Raw genomic sequence first — 16,577 nt, 5'->3', positions numbered from 1 at the left:
ACAGCGCTTCGAGCGACCTATCCGGTTTCGTCGTGCGGACAGGTGTGACTCCGGTCGGGGCCACGCGGGGCGTGGATTCCGGGCCGATCGTGGCATAGGTAGGCGCCCCGCCCCGGCGGCGGCCCACCGAAACCAGGCTCGCTGGAACCTCCCGTGCGCGACCCCGCCCCCTTCCTCCGGCCCTCGGCCGTCCGAGTCCCGGTCCTGTCGCCGGGGAGGATGCGCTGATGCGGGCCGACGCCTTCCTCGCGGCCGCGGAACGGCTCCCCCTGGCGGACCTCGACGCCCTCGGCGGTCCGGGCGGCCTCGTCGTGGTGGCACCCCATCCCGACGACGAGAGCCTCGGCTGCGGCGGCCTCATCGCCGAGGCGCGGCGCCTGGGCCGGGCGGTCCGCCTCGTCGTCGTCAGCGACGGCTGCGGCTCGCATACCCACTCGGCCACCTACCCGCCCGAGCGCCTGCGGGCCCTGCGCGAGGCCGAGACCCTGCGGGCGGTCGCCATCCTCGGCATGGCCGAGGCGGACGTGCGCTTCCTGCGCCTGCCCGACGCCCACGTGCCGAGCGACGGGCCGCAGGCGAACGCTGCCGCCGAGGCGATCCTGCAGGCCGCCCGCGACTGCGCGGCGTCCTGCGTGTTCGTGACCTGGCGCCACGATCCCCATTGCGACCACAAGGCGGCCGCCGCCATCGTCGCGCTGGCCGGCCTGCAGCGCGCGGGCGTGTGGGTCTACGAATATCCGGTCTGGGGCTGGACCCTGCCGCCCGAGACCGAGGTCGGCCCCGAGCCGCAGGGCTTCCGCCTCGACGTGTCGGCCCATCGCGGAACCAAGGCGCGGGCCGTGGCCGCGCATGCCTCCCAGACCACGGACCTCATCGCCGACGACCCCGGCGGCTTCCGCCTGGAGGCGGCGATGGTCGAGCGGATGTGCGGCCCGTTCGAGCGCTTCGTCGCGGTGCTCTCGTGAGCGTCAGCGTCGTCACCCTGAACAAGGGGCGGGGCGCCCACCTCGCCCGCCTGCTCGAAGGGCTCGGGCGCGGGACGCCGCCCGACGAGTGCATCGTCGTGGAGATGGGCGAGGACGCCGCGCCCCTGCCCGAATGCGGCTTTCCGGTGCGCCGGATCGCCTTCGCGCGGCCGGGCCTGCCGCTGGCCGCGGCCCGCAACGCCGGGCGGCGGGCGGCGACGGGAGACGCCCTGGTCTACCTCGACGTGGACTGCATCCCCTCGGCCGGCCTCGTCTCCGGCCTCGGTGGGGCGATCGCCGCCCATGACGGCCTGATCTGCTGCGAGGTGGTCTACCTGCCGGCCGACGCCGTGCGGGACGGCTGGGACGAGGCCGACCTCGGTCGCCTGGGCCGGACGCACCCGGTGCGCGACTTCCCCACCGAGGGCGTCGTGCCGGCGCCCCAGCCCGGCCTGTTCTGGTCGCTGGCCTTCGCGGTGCGGGCTTCGACCTACGACCGCCTCGGCGGCTTCGACGACGGCTTCGACGGCTACGGCGCCGAGGATACCGACCTCGCCTTCCGCGCCGCGGCGGCCGGCGTGCCGGTGCTGTTCATGGGCGGCGTCCGCGCCTACCACCAGCACCACGGCTCCTGCGATCCGCCGCTCCAGCACTTCGCCGACATCGTGCGGAACGCGGCCCGCTTCCACGCCCGCCACGGGCTCTGGCCGATGGACGGCTGGCTCGACGCCTTCGCCGCCCTCGGGCTGGTCGAGGCCGACCGGACGACGGGCCTGACGGTCCGCCGCCCGCCGACCGCCGACGAGATCGCCGCGGCGCGGATCGGCTCCGACCGCCCGTTCTGACCTCTCACGGCCCCAGCAGGTCGATCAGGAACGGGATCAGCGGGCTGTCTGCCGGCGGCATCGGCAGGTCGCGCAGGGCGCCGGGCCGCACCCATTTCAAGGCCTGCCCTTCGAGGGGGCGCGGCGTGCCCGTCCAGCGGCGGCAGACGTAGAGGGGCATCAAGAGGTGGAAGTCCGGGTAGGCGTGGCTCGCGAAGGTGAGCGGCGCGAGGCACGGCTCCTCGACCCGGATGTCGATCTCCTCGGCCAGCTCGCGGATGAGCGTGTCCTCGGGGCGCTCGCCGGGCTCGACCTTGCCGCCGGGAAACTCCCACAGGCCGGCCAGCTGCTTGCCCGGCGGGCGCTCGCTCAGCAGGACGCGGCCGTCCGCGTCCACGAGGGCCACGGCGACCACGAGGAGGAGGCGCAACGGGGCGGCGCTCACGGCTGGATCGCGAACGCGGCCTGGACCTCGGCCACGGTCTCGATGGTGCCGGCCTCGATCGGCACGCGCTTGCCGCGGCTGCCGGCCTCCACGCTGCGGCTCATGGTGGCCGCCAGGCGCATGGGCTGCGGGCCGCCGCCCATCGAGAGGGAACAGAGGGGGCCGAGCCTGGCGCCGACCGCCTCGGCGAGGTCCGAGGCGCGGGCGCGGGCGTCCCGGGCGGCGGCGACCTGGAGGGCCGCCTCGACCTTGCCGGGCTCCTTCAGGCCGAAGCTCACGGAATCGATCCGGTTCGCGCCGGCATCGAGCGCCCGCCGCAGCAGGTCGCCCAGCCGGCCCATGTCGGCGAGCCGCACGCTGACGCGGTTGCTCGCGCGGTAGCCGTCCGGCTCCTGCTGGACGGTGCCGTTCGGGCGCGTCACCGTGCGCAGGGCGGGCTCCAGCACGACGGAGGCTGTGCCGATGTCGGCAGACGGCACGCCGAGGTCCCGGCCCAAAGCCACCACGCCCTCCACCGCCTTCGAGGCCGCGTCGAGGGCCGCGGCCGCCGTGGCGGCCTTGGCCTCGACGCCGATCGCGATCTCGGCGAAGTCCGGCGCCTGGGCCGCCTGCGCCCGCCCGGTGACGCTGATGCGGCGCTCGCACACCGTGTCGTCGTCGGCGCGGGCCTGGGCGCCGAGGAGCGGCAGGGCCAGGAGGCCCGCGCGGAGCAGGCGGGCGCTCACGAGCGGTAATCCCCGTTGATCTCGATGTAGCCCTTGGTCAGGTCGCAGGTCCAGACGCGGGCACTGCCCTGCCCGAGGCCGAGGTCGACCCGCACGGTGACGTGGGGCTCGCGCATCACGGCGCTGGCCGCGTCCTCGCTGTAATCCGGGTCGCGGGCGCCGGCCACGGCCACGCGCACGTCGCCGAACCAGATCGCGAGGCGGTCCCGGTCGGCGGGCTCCCCCGCCTTGCCGACCGCCATCACCACGCGGCCCCAGTTGGCGTCCTCGCCGGCCACCGCCGTCTTCACCAGGGGGGAGTTGGCGATCGACAGGGCGATGCGGTGGGCGGAGGGGTCGCTCTCGGCGCCCGTGACCGCGACGGTGACGAACTTGCGCGCGCCCTCCCCGTCCTTGGCCACGAGCTGGGCCAGCTCGATCAGCAGGTCGTCCAGCGCCGCCTTGAACGGGGCGAGGCGCGGGTCGGCCGGGTCCGCGACGGCCGCGTTGCCGGCCCGGCCGGTGGCGAACAGCAGCAGCGTGTCGGAGGTCGAGGTGTCGCCGTCGACGGTCACGCAGTTGAAGCTCCGGGCCGTGCCGTCGGCGAGCAACGCCTGGAGCACCGGCTGCGGCAGGGCGGCGTCCGTGAAGACGAAGGACAGCATCGTCGCCATGTCGGGGGCGATCATGCCCGCGCCTTTAGCGATGCCGTTGATCGTGACGGGGGTGCCGTCGATCGCGGCCGTCCGGGTGGCGAGCTTGGGGAAGGTGTCGGTGGTCATGATGGCGCGCGCGGCCGCCGACCAGGCGGCGGAGCCCGGCTCGGCGCGGGCCTCGCAATCGGCCAGCACGCCCTCGAACTTGCGCGCGTCAAGGGGCTCCCCGATCACGCCGGTGGAGGCGATGAACACGGCGCTCTCCGGGCAGGCGGCGGCGCGGGCGGCGATGCGGGCGGTGAGCGCCACGGCCTCGCGGCCCTTGAGGCCCGTGAACGCATTGGCGTTGCCGGAGTTGACGACCAGTACGCGCGCCGAGGGCTCGCCGAGGGCCTCGCGGCACCAGTCGACCGGGGCGGACGGGCATTTCGAGCGGGTGAAGACGCCCGCGGCGATCGTGCCCGCGTCGAGGCCGACATAGAGCACGTCGGTGCGGCCGGAATAGCGGATTCCGGCCTGGGCGGTGGCCAGCCGCACGCCCGCGACCGGCGGCAGGTCGGGCTCGGCGGCGGGCGCGAGGGGCGAGACGGGGGGATTGTTTGCGGACGACATCGATTCGGTTCTCGGCGCTCCGCGGCAGGGCCCGCGACGGGTGGGTGTTGGCCCGCCGGGACGCGCGACGTCAACCGGCTGCCCGGAACCTGCCCATGCCTGCCGGGAAGGCAGGAGCCGGAACGATTGCGGCGCGTCCGCGGCGGGGGGCTTGTGCCGGGACCGCTTCCGGGCTTAGCATGGTGCGATGCAACGCGAACGCCCAGCCGAGCGCGGAATGCCCCAGCCCGTCGTCGGATCGCCCGTCGTGACTTCGGCTCCGCCGTCCGGGGGATGCTACGGCGTGCAGGTCCTCGTCGCCGGACCCCGGAAGCATTGGCGCAACGAGGTCGCCGCCCAGGTCCGCCGGGCGGGCTTCCAGGCGACCGCCTGCGACAGCGCGGTGGACGCCCTCACCGTGCTGGTGCTCGGCCTGCCCGTGGACGTGCTGGTGGCCGACGTGTCGCTCCAGGGAACCGTGTGCTGTTCGCAACTGGCCCTGGAGGCCCGCGCCCTGCGCCCCGGCCTGCGGATCGTCCTGGCCAGCGAGAGGGGCGAGGCCGCCACCGGCGCGATGTCGGGCCTGCTGCCGGACGCCCTGCTCGCGTCGCGCCACCTGCGTGAGGGCTCCGTCGCGAGCACCGTGCGCGAGGCCCTGGCCAACCGCCTCCCGCCCTACGCCGACGACTGAGCCGCGCCGCCCGCCGGCTCTGTCACCGAGAGAACCGGATCACTCCAAAGGCGCACCGGTCTCCCTCCCCCCTCTGCGGGGGAGGGAAAAGCCCGTGCCGGATTCCGTCCGGGTCGCGGTCTATGAGAAGTTCCCGACAGGCTTCTGCGGAGTGGCCGTTTCGCCCCCCTCAGACGGCGCTGGCCGGGTCGCCTTCGTCCTCGTCGCGCCGGTCCCGGCTTCTCGGCCGGCGGTCCAGGATCGAGCGGCCGATCGCGCGGAGCGGCGCCGTGAGGCGGCGCACGTCGTCCGCGCGCTCCATGAAGCGCTCCCCCTTGCGGATCTCCTTGTCGAGGCGGGCCATGGTGCGGGCGAGCGCCGGGTCGTCGTCCTCCAGCCAGGTCTCGACCACGCGGGCGAAGGCGATGACCACGCCCTGCAGCTTGAGCCGGCCCAGCGGCCCCTCGGTGTCGATGCCGGCCGCCGCCAGCATGTAGCGGTGCGAGTTGAGCGCCACCCCGTTGAGCGCCAGGGCCGCGAGCGGATCGCCGCGCAGGGCGAAGCTGACGCGCCGGAGCGCGGCCTTGTAGGGCGTCATCGCGTCGAGGCGGCGCATCAGCACGTCGAACAGGCGCTCGCGGGTCGGCTCCTCGGCGAGGTCCGATCCGTCGCCCTCCAGGACCTTGCGGTCGATGATCCGGGCGAGACCGCCGAGGACGGCGCCCTTCGAGGGAAACAGGTCGCGCAGTTCGGCAAGGCTCAGGCCGGCCTCGCGGGCGATGTCGCCGACCTCGATGTCGTTCCAGGGCTGCTCGGCGGCAAGCCGCATCAGCGCCTCGACGGCGGCCTCGCGTGGGGGCTGCACCGGTGGGGCGTCCTTCTTCGTGCGCTTGGCCGGTCCTGGGCTGTCGGTCATGGGTCTCGTCCGCTCGTCGCCGGTCTCCAACCCTACAGATAGGTTGGGATTGCGCGATGGGCAGGGTGTTCGCGCGGCGATGCCGCACGGAGGCCCTCAGCCGGACAGTTCGGCCGCCCTCCGCCTGGCCGCCGCCACGGCCTCGCGCATCAGCGCGCCGAGGCCGTCCTCGCGCATCAGGACGTCGAGGGCCGCCGCCGTGGTGCCGCCGGGAGAGGTCACGTTCCGCCGCAACTGCGCCGCCTCGTCCGGGTTCGCGTCCAGGAGCGCGCCGGCCCCGGCCACGGTGGCCCGCGCCAGCCGCGCCGCGACCTCGGGCGCGAGCCCCGCGGCCACGCCGGCCTCGGCCATGACTTCGACCAGCAGGAAGACGTAGGCCGGGCCGGAGCCCGAGAGCGCCGTCACCGCGTCGATCTCGGCCTCGGATTCGAGCCACGCGACGAGGCCGGAGGCGCGCAGCAGCGCGTCGGCCCCGGCGCGCTGGCCTTGCGACACCTCGGGACTCGCCACGGCGCCGGTGGCGCCGCGCCCGATGCTGGCCGGAAGGTTGGGCATGGCCCGCACCACGGCGCGGGCCTGCCCCAGGCGGGCCTTGAGGTCGGCGATGGTCTTGCCGGCCATGATCGAGAGGACGAGGGTGTCCGTGCCGACGAGGCGGCCGAGCGCGTCGCTCGCCGCATCCAGGCCCTGCGGCTTGATCGCGAGCACCAGCACATCGGCCGGCTCAGGCTCGGGCGGGTTCAGGCGCAAGCCCCGCGCGGCGCAAAGTTCGACGATCCCGGGCGCGGGCGCGGGATCGATCACGGTCGTGCGGCCGGGATCGAGCCCGGCCTCGAGCCAGCCCGCGAGCATGGCGCCGCCCATCCTGCCAGCCCCCACCAGGGTGAGGGAGGCGGGCATCGCCTTATCCGGCCGCGGCGTGCTCATCCGGGCGGCCTCAGGCCTCGCCCTCGGTCTCGAACAGGACGGCGTCCAGGGCCTCGCGGGCTCCCTTGCCGGCCCAGAGCACGAACTGGAAGGCCTGATAGTAGCGCTCGCAGGTGTCCACCGCCGTCTTCATCAGCATGGCGCATTGCGGGTGCGTCGGCACCACGCCGCCCGCCAGCACCAGGGAATGCCGGAACATCACCACGTTGTCGGTGGACCACAGGTCGAAATGGCCGATCCAGAGCTGCTCGTTGATCAGGCAGATCAGCCGCAGCACCTCGACGCGCTGGCGCTCGGGCACCTTGATGTCGAAGGCGCAGGCCACGTGCAGGGCCTCCACGTCCTCGATCCAGGTGAAGGCGACATGGTAGTCGGTCCAGCGCCCCGGGCTGGAGATCGACATCTCGTCGGTCTCGGCCCGGTCGAAGATCCAGTCGCGCAGCGACGCCAGACGCTCGACGACATCGAGCGGGTGCTCGATCCTGTCGTGATCTTCGTGTTCGATGCGAAGCTGAGGCATGACGATCCAGGCTGGCGATCCAGTCTCGGATCGCAGCGACATGTTGAATGACAAGCAACCGGGGCGTCCAGGCGGCCCGCAAAGCGGTTAAGGCCGCCCTTCACGGGTCGGCCGCATTGCGGGGAAGACTTCAGGAACGCGCGGTCATCGGTGAGGCTCGGACGAATCAGTACGTCACCGACTATAGACCGGCCGCGACTCGCGACACAAAGCGGCTGTCCCGACCGGTGAACAGGAAAGGAAGCGTCCGCTGCGGCTTCCTGTGCAAAAGCCCGCGGGCTCGATTCGCCGGCTCAGATCACCGTACCGACGCCGGCCGTCCCTGGCCCGGTCCCGGGCTCGGTCCCGGACTTGGCCTCCAGCGCCGCGACCCGCGCGGCCAGGGCATCGTTCTGCGTGCGCAGCGTGGAGACGAGGTCGCGCAGCACGTCGACCTCCTCGCGGGAGGCGATGTCCATGTCGCGGATCAGTCGCTCGACCTGGGCCTTGAACACCGTCTCGGCCTCGCGGCGCACCCCCTGCGCGGCGCCGGCCGCATCGGTCATCAGGCGGGAGAGATCGTCGAACAGACGGTTGGAGGGGGGCATTCGGGGTCTCCCGGAGGGGCGCTCCGCCCGACATAGGAATCGGCGGAGTCCGGGGCAATCCACCGGCGTCGGCCAACGGGGCAGGGCCCAAAAGAAAAGGGGCCCCGAAGGACCCCTCTTCCACCGCAGAGCGCAGCGATCACATGCCGCGGCGCATCATCCGGCGCTCCATGTGCCGGTGCATCATGCGACGCTCCATCCGGCGGTGCATCATCCGGCGCTCCATGCGCCGATGCATCATGCGACGCTCCATGTTCACGTTCTGGACGGCGTCGGGGGCCGTCACGCCGATCGGCGCGCCGGGCGCGGCGGAGGCGGGCGCCGTCAGGGCGGCGCCGCCGAGGGCGGCCAGGACGGTGATGGCGAAGGTCAGCTTCCTCACGGGGAATTCCTTGTTCTCGTTACCAGGCGCGGCGCGCGGTTCGTTCTCCCGGCCCGGAGGTCCGGAGAACGCATCGTGCGCGGGAGGGCGCGGCGGACGTCAGACGACGTCCGCCGCTGACAACACACGGATCAGAGATTCGTTTCCTCGAAAGCCTTCACCCATTCCGCGCAGATGCCGGAGCGGACGATGTCGTCGCGGGTGAACTCCACCACCGGGATCGGCATCATCCGGCTCTTGATCATGTGGATCACGGTGCGCAGGCCCGAGGTTTCGCGCAGGTCGGTCTGCGACACGTCCCCGTTGATGATCACCTGGCACTCGTCGCCGATGCGGGTGAGGAACATCTTGATCTCGGGCACGGTGGTGTTCTGGGCCTCGTCGAGGATCACGAGGCAGTTCTTGAAGGTGCGCCCGCGCATCACCTCGAAGGGGACGATCTCGATGTCGCCGGTCTTGAGGGCGATCTCGAAGGCGGCCACGCCCATGCGCTCCTTCATGGCCTCGGTCAGGGGCGCGACCCAGGGGGCGATCTTCTCCTCCAGGGTGCCGGGGAAGAAGCCGAGGGAGCGGCCGGAGGGGACGTTGGGCCGGGTGATCACCACCTTGGCGATCCGGCGCTGGCGGAGCAGGTCGGCGGCGCGGGTGCCGGCGATGAAGGTCTTGCCCGTGCCGGCGGGGCCCAGCACGATCACCTGGGCGGAGGTGGCCAGGGCGTCGAGGTAGTCGGCCTGACGGTCGGTGAGGGGTTGGATGGGGCTGAGGTGCCGCTCCTCGTCGAAGCGGGTCCGGTGCAGCCGGACCGGGCGATCTTCCACCAGTTCAAGTCGTGCGCGTCGTCTTTTCATCGATCAACACTCCAACGGGACTTGCCAACCAGGAATTGCCAACCAGGACTTGTCACTCTGCTGTCGTCTTGAAGACCTCGCCTACCTGAAACCCCTTTCTCTACCTCGTGGTCCAATCACGGGCCCGCGCGCGGGTTCCACCCGCACCGCGTTCGCCTGTGGAGCGCGCCTGATTTGCGCGCCGCCCGTGACGAACGGACGACAGGACCGGACGGACGCCATGCAACCGCCGCACCACGCGGCCCTGCGGGCACACGGCACGCTCGCCCTGTTGCGGATGGGCGACGCCTGCGGGAACGGTGGAGCGACGATGGGTCAGGCGCCGCTGCGGCGCTCGGGGGACTCGGGATGACGCCGCATCCGTCACGACCGCGATCCTGACTCGCCGAGACGGCGATGCCGGCCGGCCCTTCAGCCCCGAAGTCCGGGCTACTGGCCGGCGGGACGCCTCATGCCTGCTGGATGAAGCTGTCGAGCACCATCTTGCGGCCGGCCTTGTCGAAGTCAACGGTGAGCTTGTTGCCGTCGACCTGCGCCACGGTGCCGGGGCCGAACTTGGTGTGGAAGACCCGCATCCCGGTGTCGAAAGCCGACGGCGCGCCCGACGACTTGGCGATCAGTTCGCCCTCGATCTGGCGCGGGCCGCCCGATCCGCCGCCCGGCCTGGCGCCGAAGCCGCGGCCGCTCGTCGTGGCCTGGCCCGGGCCGGGCCGGCCGGTATTGGCCTGCGCCCGCTGCCAGCCGGGCGTGCCGTAGGAGGAGCCGAAGGGCTGCGGGTTGCGGTCGAAGCGGGAGGCGCCGGCCGCGTAGTGCGCGGGCGCCTCGATCACGTCCACGGCCGATTCCGGCAACTCGTCGATGAAGCGGGAGGGAATGGTCGAGGACCAGAGGCCGTGGATGCGCCGGTTGACGGCGAACGACAGCTTGGCGCGCTTGCGCGCCCGCGTCAGGCCCACATGGGCGAGCCGGCGCTCCTCCTCCAGCCCGGCCCGGCCGCTCTCGTCCAGCGCCCGCTGGTTGGGGAACAGGCCGTCCTCCCAGCCGGGCAGGAACACCGTGTCGAACTCCAGGCCCTTGGCGGCGTGCAGCGTCATCAGGGAGACCCGGTCGGCGCCCTCGGCCTCCGAGGCTTCCATCACCAGCGAGACGTGCTCCAGGAAGGCGCCCATGTCGGGGAACTCCTCCATGGAGCGGACGAACTCCTTGAGGTTCTCAAGCCGTCCGGCGGCGTCGGCCGAGCGGTCCTTCTGCCACATCTCGGTGTAGCCGGATTCCTCCAGGATCGTCTGCGCCACCTCGGAATGGGGCTGGCCCTCGGTGAGCCTGGCCCAGCGGGAGAAGCTCTCGGCCAGGGCGCGCAAAGTCGTGCGCACGCGGGGCTTCAGCTCGTCGGTCTCGCACAGGCGCCGGGCGGCCAGGAGGAGGGGAATCTGGCTCGCGCGGGCGTAGCCGTGGAGCTGCTGCAGGGTGGCCTCGCCCAGGCCCCGCTTGGGCGTGTTGACGATCCGCTCGAAGGCGAGGTCGTCGGCCGGGTTCACGGTGATGCGCAGGTAGGCCAGGGCGTCGCGGATCTCGGCCCGCTCGTAGAAGCGCGGGCCGCCGACCACCCGGTACGGCAGGCCGAGCTGGACGAAGCGGTCCTCGATCTCGCGCATCTGCGCCGAGATCCGCACCAGCACCGCGATCTCGGACAGGGGATGCGCCTTGGCCTGGAGCGACTCGATCGCCTCGGCGAGCAGCCGGGCCTCCTCCTCGGAATCCCAGGCGCCCGAGACCGTCACCGGCTCGCCGAGCACGTCCTCGGTCCGCAGGGTCTTGCCCAGCCGGCCCTCGTTCTTGGCGATCAGCCCGGAGGCGGCGGCCAGGATGTGGCCGGTGGAGCGGTAGTTGCGCTCCAGGCGGACCACGACGGCACCGGGGAAGTCGTGCTCGAAGCGCAGGATGTTGTCGACCTCGGCGCCGCGCCAGCCGTAGATCGACTGGTCGTCGTCGCCGACGCAGGCGACGTTGCGGTGGCCCTGGGCCAGCAGCCTGAGCCAGAGGTACTGGGCGACGTTGGTGTCCTGGTACTCGTCCACGAGGATGTAGCGGAAGCGCTGCTGGTAGGTGGCCAGGACGTCCGGGTTCTCGCGCCAGAGCTTGAGGCACAGGAGCAGCAGGTCGCCGAAATCGACGGCGTTGAGGGTCGCGAGCCGCGCCTGGTAGGCGGTGTAGAGGGCGCCCCCCTTGCCGAAGGCGAAGGACGAGGCCTCCCCGGCCGGGACCTGTTCGGGGGACAGCCCCCGGTTCTTCCAGCCGTCGATGGCGTGGCCGAGCGCGCGGGCCGGCCAGCGCTTCTCGTCGATGTCCTGGTCCTTGATGACCTGCTTCATCAGCCGGAGCTGGTCGTCGGTGCCCAGGATGGTGAAGTCGGACTTGAGGCCCACCAGCTCGGCGTGGCGGCGCAGGATCTTGGTGCCGATGGCGTGGAAGGTGCCGAGCCAGGGCATCCCCTCGCCGGCCGGGCCGACGAGGGTGCCGATGCGGTGCTTCATCTCCCGCGCGGCCTTGTTGGTGAAGGTCACCGACAGGATGTCGTAGGGCCGGGCCCTGCCCGTGGAGATCAGGTGGGCGATGCGCGTGGTCAGCACCCGCGTCTTGCCCGTGCCCGCGCCGGCCAGCACCAGGACCGGCCCCTCCGTGGCCTCGACGGCCCGGCGCTGCTCGGCGTTGAGGCCGTCGAGGTAGGCGGCGGCCTCGCGCCGGAGGCCGCCCATCGCGCGGGCGGCGATGGAGCCGCGCTCGTCAGGGGCGGCCGGCGCCGCCTTCGAAGGGTTCTGCATCGCCTTTCCCTGGACCAAAACACGAACGGCGTCGAGGGCCGCATGGGGCCTCGCGTCCCAGCGATGAGACCCGACCCTGGAGACCGGAACCTGGCGCGGGCCGCAGGATTCCCCACATTCAGGCAGGCCGAACGAGCCTGCACTCCGACCCCGAGGATCGCCATGCGCACCCGATCGATCGTCCTTCTCGCCGGCCTGCTGGCCGGCACGCCCGCCCTCGCCCAGGTCCAGCCGGGCAACCCCAACGCCGCCAACGAGTCGCTGGCCCGCCAGGGCGAGATGCGCTCCCTGCAACAGGGCCAGACCTCGCAGAGCAACGCGACGCGGATGGAGATCCAGCGCAACGAACTCACGCGGCCGGCCCCGTCCGCCGCCCCGGCGATCGTCGTGCCCAAGCGCTGAACGCCTGGGCGCTGACACGAGGCCTGCGCCGAAGCCGTATGCCTGCGGATTGTAGGGGCTTCGTCAGATCGCGACGCCGGGCGGCCCCCTCTCCCGTGCGGGCTACCGGATTCACACAACTGCGCAGCGGAACCGGACAGGTCGTTCGAAGCGCGGCCCGGCCCCCTCTCCCGTGCGGGAGAGGGTTGGGGAGAGGGACCCAGGTCTCTCCGGAGAGGGCGCATCCCTCACCCTGTCCCTCTCCCGCACGGGAGAGGGGACCCGCGCAGCGTCGGCCAACGTCGCGAGATGTGTGAATACGGTAGCCACTGCGGGGGAGGGGCACGCGCCATAGCGGGCTCCAAGACTGAGTTCTGCAAACATGCGTCGGGCACAGGCTCTGGCGCGATCGGGTCCGCCTCGTGCTATGCCCGACCCGGGGGTATGCACGGGCGCCTTGCAGGATCATGCCCCGTGACCCGGCGTGTTGCGGGCTGGATGCGGAACGAGAACGGTGCGTGACCTCCTGACCGCGCTCGCGGGCGCCGTCATCCTGGTGCTCGTCGCGGCGCTGGCCGCGCCGCCCTTCATCGACTGGCAGGGGCAGCGCGCCTTCGTCGACCGGACCCTGAGCCGGTCGCTCGGGGTCCCCGTGCGCAGCGAGGGACGGATCGAGGTCCGCCTGCTGCCCTCCCCGCGCCTGCGCTTCGACAGGCTGCATCTCGGGGACGATCCGGGCAAGGGCGTCGCCGACAGACCCGCCCTCGACGTGCGCTTCGTCAAGGCGGAGATCGCCCTGGCGCCTCTGCTCAAGGGCGAGGTGCGCTTCACCGAGACCCGGATCGGGCGCGCCGAGATCAAGCTGCCGGTGAGCGAGGGCGAGGCCCTGCTGCTCCCGCCCGGCCTGTCCGACTCGCTGGCCGGCCGCGACCTCGCCATCGAGGACCTTCACGTCCAGCAGTTCCTTCTCACCACGATCGTGCCCGCCACCGGGCGCACCGACCAGCTCTATGCCGAGGGGCTGCACCTCCAGGCGCCGGCGCTCGCCGGCCCCTGGCGCGTGGAAGGGACCAGCGGCGGCCTGCCCTTCCGCCTCGCCAGCGGCGAGCCCGGCGCCGACGGCCGCGTCATGGTCAAGCTGTCGGGCGGCGGCGACACCCATCCGCGCTTCGAGGCCGATGCCCGCATCGGCCTCGTTCCCGCCGACGCCAGGGCGGAATCGCGCACGGGGCTGCGCCCGCTCGCCGTCGAGGCCGAGGGCTCGGCCCGCCTCGTGGTCGGCCCGCCGACCCAGGCCGCGGGCGCCTACCTGCCGTTCTCGCTGACGGGCACCTTCAAGGCCCGCGGGAGCCAGGTGCGCTTCGACGGCGTGACCCTGGAGATCGATCCCGGCGGCCAGCCCCTGCGGCTCTCGGGCACCGGCCGCCTCGACCTGCGGCAATGGCGGGCCGGCCTGACCCTGGAGGCGCGCCGCCTCGACCTCGACGGCTTCCTGCTGTCGGGCGCGGGACAGGCGTTGATCGCCCGCGGCCTGCCGCGGGCCGGCACCGGGCTTCCGGCGATGCTCGACCTGGAACTCTCCGTCGAGAGCGCGACCCTCGGGCTCGATGAATGGGGCACCCTCGCCCTCTCCGGCACCTTCGACCGGACGGGCGGGCTGCTGCTGCGCCGCCTGAGCGCGGTGGCGCCGGGGGCCGCGACCCTCACCGCGAGCGGCCAGGTCGAGACCGAGCCGGGCCCGCGCTTTGCCGGGCCGGTCTCCATCACCGCCCCGTCCTCGGAGGGGTTAGGGCGCTACCTGCGCCGGCTCGGGCTGGAGGGGCCGCTCGTCGCCGTGATGGACGGCCGGCCGATCGAGGCGAGTGCCGAGGTCACGGCCGCCCGGCCCGGCCTCTCCCTCCGCAACCTGCGCCTCGCCCTCGGCCCCGGACAGGTCACGGGCAACGCCCGCTACACCGCCGGCGAGGGCGGCACGCGCGGGCGCTTCGAGGCCCAGATCCGGGCACGCGGCATCGACGTCGCCGGCCTGCCCGCCTTCGGCGGCGCGCTGGCTAGCCTGCACGACCACGACCTCGGCCTGACCCTGGAGGCGCGGGACCTGCGCTACGGCGCGACCGGCTCCGGCAACGGCACCATCGCGGCGAGCATCCAGTCGGACGCGGGCAGCCTCGTGGTCGACAGCCTCGACGTGACGGATCTGGCCGGCGCGAACGCCAGGCTCTCCGGGCGGATCGCCCCGGACGGGTCGGGCCGGATCACGGGCCGCCTCTCGGCCCCGGTGGCCGCCCCCCTCGTCGCCCTGCTCGACCGGGCCTGGGTCCGCGAGACGCGCCTGATCCCGGGCTTCCTCCGCTCCGGCGCCCTCGACCTCGCCGTCACCGTGGAGCGCGACGCCGGTGCCGCGGAGACGCTGCGCAGCAGCGCGCAGGGCAAGGCCGGGGGCGGAAGCCTCGACCTCTCGCTGACGAGCCGCGGCGACAGGATCGAGGGGGCGCAGGTGACCCTGGCCACGCCGCGGGCCGGGCTCTGGTTCGGGCGCAGCGACATCCCCGGCCTGCAGCAGCCCGCCGACCTGCATCTCACGGCCGCCCGCATGGACGCCGCCGAGCCCGCCCTCGCCGTCCAGGCGAACGGGACGATCGCGGGCCTGCACGTGTCCACCCCGACCCCCGTCCGGCTGGGGCTGGCGGGCGAGCCACCCTCGGGGGGCACGATCCGGGCCGAGACCGGCGACCTCGGCCCGTTCCTCGCCCTGGCCGGCGCATCCGGGCTCGCGACCGGCGCGTGGCCGGCGGACCTGACCCTCGGCCTGTCTCAGGACGGGGGCGACGCGCGGGCCGACCTGTCCGGCCGGATCGCGGGCGCCGCCCTGCAGGGCCGGGTGAACCGGGCGCCGGACGGCGCGCTCGGTGGAAGCCTCCGCCTCGACCGGCTCTCCCTGCCCGGCCTCGCCGCCGCCCTCGTCCTGCCGCCCGGCCCGGCCCAGCGCTTCGGCCCGGCCCCGCCGCCGCGCCCGCCCGTCGCCCTCGACCTGACCGTCGCGACCCTCGATCTCGGCCGCGGCCTCACCGCGACCGGGACCAGCCTGAAGCTCGGGCTCGACGACGGCAGCCTGAGCCTGCGCGACCTCTCGGGCCGGCTCGCGGAGGGCCGGCTCTCCGGCTCCGCGACCCTGTCCCGCCGGGGCGCCGCCGCCGCGGTCTCGGGTGAAGGGCAGATCACGGATGCCGCGATCCCGGTGCTCGCGGACGGCAGCCCGATCGGCGGCCGGCTCTCGGCCGAACTCCGCTTCAGTGCCGGCGGCGACGGGCCGGCCGCACTCGCGGCCAACCTCGCCGGCAGCGGCGCCCTCACGCTGACAGACCTCGCCCTGCCCGAGACGGACCCTACGGCCCTGTCCCGCGCCCTTTCGCGCGCGCTCGATGGGGACGACCCCTTAAGGCCGGGCCGGCTCCAGGCGCTGGTCGGCGACGAACTCGCGAAGGCGGGCGCCCAGGCGAAGGCGGCGGTGACGAGCCCGGCCACGATCATCGGCGGGGTGCTCCGCGCAGGGCCCCTGGCCCTGGACTTCGGCCCGTCCCGCTGGGCCGGCTCCCTCGGCTACGACCTGCGCTCCGGCCGGCTCGACGCGCGCGGGACCCTGACCGGCGGACAGGTGCCCAAGGGCTGGAGCGGCGGTCCGCCCGCGGTGCAGCTGGGCCTGAGCGGCCCCCTCGCCGATCCGGTGCGCGGCCTCGACGTGGGCGCGCTGACCAACGGCATCTCGGCGGTGGTGCTCCAGCGCGAACTGGAGAAGATCGAGCTGTTCGAGGCCGACCAGGTGGAGCGCCAGCGCCGCCGCGCCCGCATCGAGATGGACAAGACCCGCGCCGCCCTCAAGGCGGCGGCGGACAAGGCGGCGGCCGAGAAAGCCGCGGCGGAGAAGGCGGCTGCGGAGGAGGCGGCGCGCCAGGCCCGGATCAGGGCCCAGCAGGCCGCGGAGGAGGCCGCCCGGCGCGCCCGGGCCGAGGCCACGGAGGGCGCATCGCCCCCGCCGGACGGCAGCGGGCGCCCGGCCGATCCGCCCCAGCCCGCACCGCAGCCCTGATGGGGCGGATGTCGCTGACGACCACTGACGAGACGGACGATGCCCCGTATTCGGACCCACCCCGGCGAAATCCTCAAGGAGGACTATCTGCTTCCCCTCGGATTGAGCGCGCATGCCCTGGCCCTGGCCATCGGCGTGCCCCCGAACCGGATCTCCGACATCGTTCGCCAGCGCCGCGGCGTGACGGCCGACACGGCCGTGCGCCTCGGCCGATACTTCCGCACGAGCGCCGAGTTCTGGATGAACCTCCAG

At 73.4% G+C, this 16,577-nt stretch carries 16 protein-coding genes; 6 read left to right on the top strand and 10 right to left on the bottom strand.

All coding sequences use genetic code 11. The features are described from left to right. Positions 1-227 precede the first annotated feature (227 nt). Both COGEMETH_RS12400 and COGEMETH_RS12395 read left to right on the top strand, forming a co-directional pair. Positions 228-965 (top strand): PIG-L deacetylase family protein, encoded by a 738-nt coding sequence (locus COGEMETH_RS12400; protein WP_238182892.1) that lies wholly within the window; start codon positions 228-230, stop codon positions 963-965. After that, positions 962-1,810 carry a glycosyltransferase family 2 protein gene (locus COGEMETH_RS12395; RefSeq protein ID WP_238182890.1) on the top strand — a complete coding sequence of 283 codons (849 nt, stop codon included), beginning with the start codon at positions 962-964 and terminating at the stop codon, positions 1,808-1,810. The genes COGEMETH_RS12400 and COGEMETH_RS12395 overlap by 4 nt, the downstream gene beginning before the upstream one ends. 4 nt (positions 1,811-1,814) lie before the next feature. Here the strand turns inward: COGEMETH_RS12395 and COGEMETH_RS12390 are convergent, their stop codons facing one another. Genes COGEMETH_RS12390 through argJ form a run of 3 tightly spaced genes read right to left on the bottom strand, consistent with a single transcriptional unit; the run spans position 1,815 to position 4,206 of the window. Continuing rightward, a complete protein-coding gene (locus COGEMETH_RS12390; protein WP_238182889.1) occupies positions 1,815-2,234 on the bottom strand; it encodes a (deoxy)nucleoside triphosphate pyrophosphohydrolase in 420 nt (139 codons plus the stop codon). After that, positions 2,231-2,959, bottom strand: coding sequence for an SIMPL domain-containing protein (locus COGEMETH_RS12385; protein WP_238182888.1), 729 nt, complete (start codon positions 2,957-2,959; stop codon positions 2,231-2,233). The genes COGEMETH_RS12390 and COGEMETH_RS12385 overlap by 4 nt, the downstream gene beginning before the upstream one ends. Further along, the gene (argJ, locus tag COGEMETH_RS12380; RefSeq protein ID WP_238182887.1) at positions 2,956-4,206 is read right to left on the bottom strand and encodes a bifunctional glutamate N-acetyltransferase/amino-acid acetyltransferase ArgJ; all 1,251 of its coding nucleotides are present in this window, start codon (positions 4,204-4,206) and stop codon (positions 2,956-2,958) included. Before argJ ends, COGEMETH_RS12385 begins: the two co-directional genes overlap by 4 nt. Before the next feature lie 217 nt (positions 4,207-4,423). Here argJ and COGEMETH_RS12375 point away from each other — a divergent pair, with 217 nt between their 5' ends. Further along, positions 4,424-4,876 (top strand): response regulator, encoded by a 453-nt coding sequence (locus tag COGEMETH_RS12375; RefSeq protein WP_238182886.1) that lies wholly within the window; start codon positions 4,424-4,426, stop codon positions 4,874-4,876. A gap of 169 nt (positions 4,877-5,045) precedes the next feature. On the opposite strand, the gene COGEMETH_RS12370 is transcribed toward COGEMETH_RS12375, so the two are convergent. From COGEMETH_RS12370 to COGEMETH_RS12340, 7 genes are all read right to left on the bottom strand, one after another. Beyond that, a complete protein-coding gene (locus tag COGEMETH_RS12370; RefSeq protein WP_238182884.1) occupies positions 5,046-5,771 on the bottom strand; it encodes a TetR/AcrR family transcriptional regulator in 726 nt (241 codons plus the stop codon). Positions 5,772-5,867: 96 nt separating this feature from the next. Beyond that, positions 5,868-6,671: a pyrroline-5-carboxylate reductase gene (gene proC / locus COGEMETH_RS12365; RefSeq protein WP_238182883.1), complete on the bottom strand. Its 804-nt coding sequence runs from the start codon at positions 6,669-6,671 to the stop codon at positions 5,868-5,870. A gap of 37 nt (positions 6,672-6,708) precedes the next feature. Beyond that, positions 6,709-7,218, bottom strand: a complete 510-nt coding sequence (locus tag COGEMETH_RS12360) for a type III secretion system chaperone family protein (RefSeq protein ID WP_238182881.1) — start codon at positions 7,216-7,218, stop codon at positions 6,709-6,711. A 293-nt stretch (positions 7,219-7,511) separates the two neighbouring features. Then, positions 7,512-7,805: an accessory factor UbiK family protein gene (locus COGEMETH_RS12355; protein ID WP_238182880.1), complete on the bottom strand. Its 294-nt coding sequence runs from the start codon at positions 7,803-7,805 to the stop codon at positions 7,512-7,514. A 139-nt stretch (positions 7,806-7,944) separates the two neighbouring features. Next, positions 7,945-8,187 (bottom strand): hypothetical protein, encoded by a 243-nt coding sequence (locus tag COGEMETH_RS12350; protein ID WP_238182879.1) that lies wholly within the window; start codon positions 8,185-8,187, stop codon positions 7,945-7,947. A 131-nt stretch (positions 8,188-8,318) separates the two neighbouring features. Further along, complete coding sequence (locus COGEMETH_RS12345) at positions 8,319-9,035, bottom strand: PhoH family protein (protein WP_238182877.1); 717 nt, start codon at positions 9,033-9,035, stop codon at positions 8,319-8,321. A gap of 449 nt (positions 9,036-9,484) precedes the next feature. After that, complete coding sequence (locus COGEMETH_RS12340) at positions 9,485-11,857, bottom strand: ATP-dependent helicase (RefSeq protein WP_238182876.1); 2,373 nt, start codon at positions 11,855-11,857, stop codon at positions 9,485-9,487. Positions 11,858-12,019: 162 nt separating this feature from the next. On the opposite strand from COGEMETH_RS12340, the gene COGEMETH_RS12335 reads away from it, so the two are divergent. From COGEMETH_RS12335 to COGEMETH_RS12325, 3 genes are all read left to right on the top strand, one after another. Then, the gene (locus COGEMETH_RS12335; RefSeq protein ID WP_238182874.1) at positions 12,020-12,259 is read left to right on the top strand and encodes a hypothetical protein; all 240 of its coding nucleotides are present in this window, start codon (positions 12,020-12,022) and stop codon (positions 12,257-12,259) included. A gap of 493 nt (positions 12,260-12,752) precedes the next feature. Continuing rightward, positions 12,753-16,325, top strand: coding sequence for an AsmA family protein (locus COGEMETH_RS12330; RefSeq protein ID WP_238182873.1), 3,573 nt, complete (start codon positions 12,753-12,755; stop codon positions 16,323-16,325). 39 nt (positions 16,326-16,364) lie between these two features. Next, on the top strand, positions 16,365-16,577 hold a 213-nt coding region (locus tag COGEMETH_RS12325; protein ID WP_238182871.1), incomplete at its 3' end, for a HigA family addiction module antitoxin.

The sequence above is a fragment of the Methylobacterium trifolii genome, assembly GCF_022179685.1.
GTDB classification, from domain to species: Bacteria; Pseudomonadota; Alphaproteobacteria; order Rhizobiales; family Beijerinckiaceae; genus Methylobacterium; species Methylobacterium trifolii.
The sequence above is the reverse complement of the archived record's forward strand: the minus strand, read 5'-3'. Positions and strand labels throughout refer to the sequence as shown.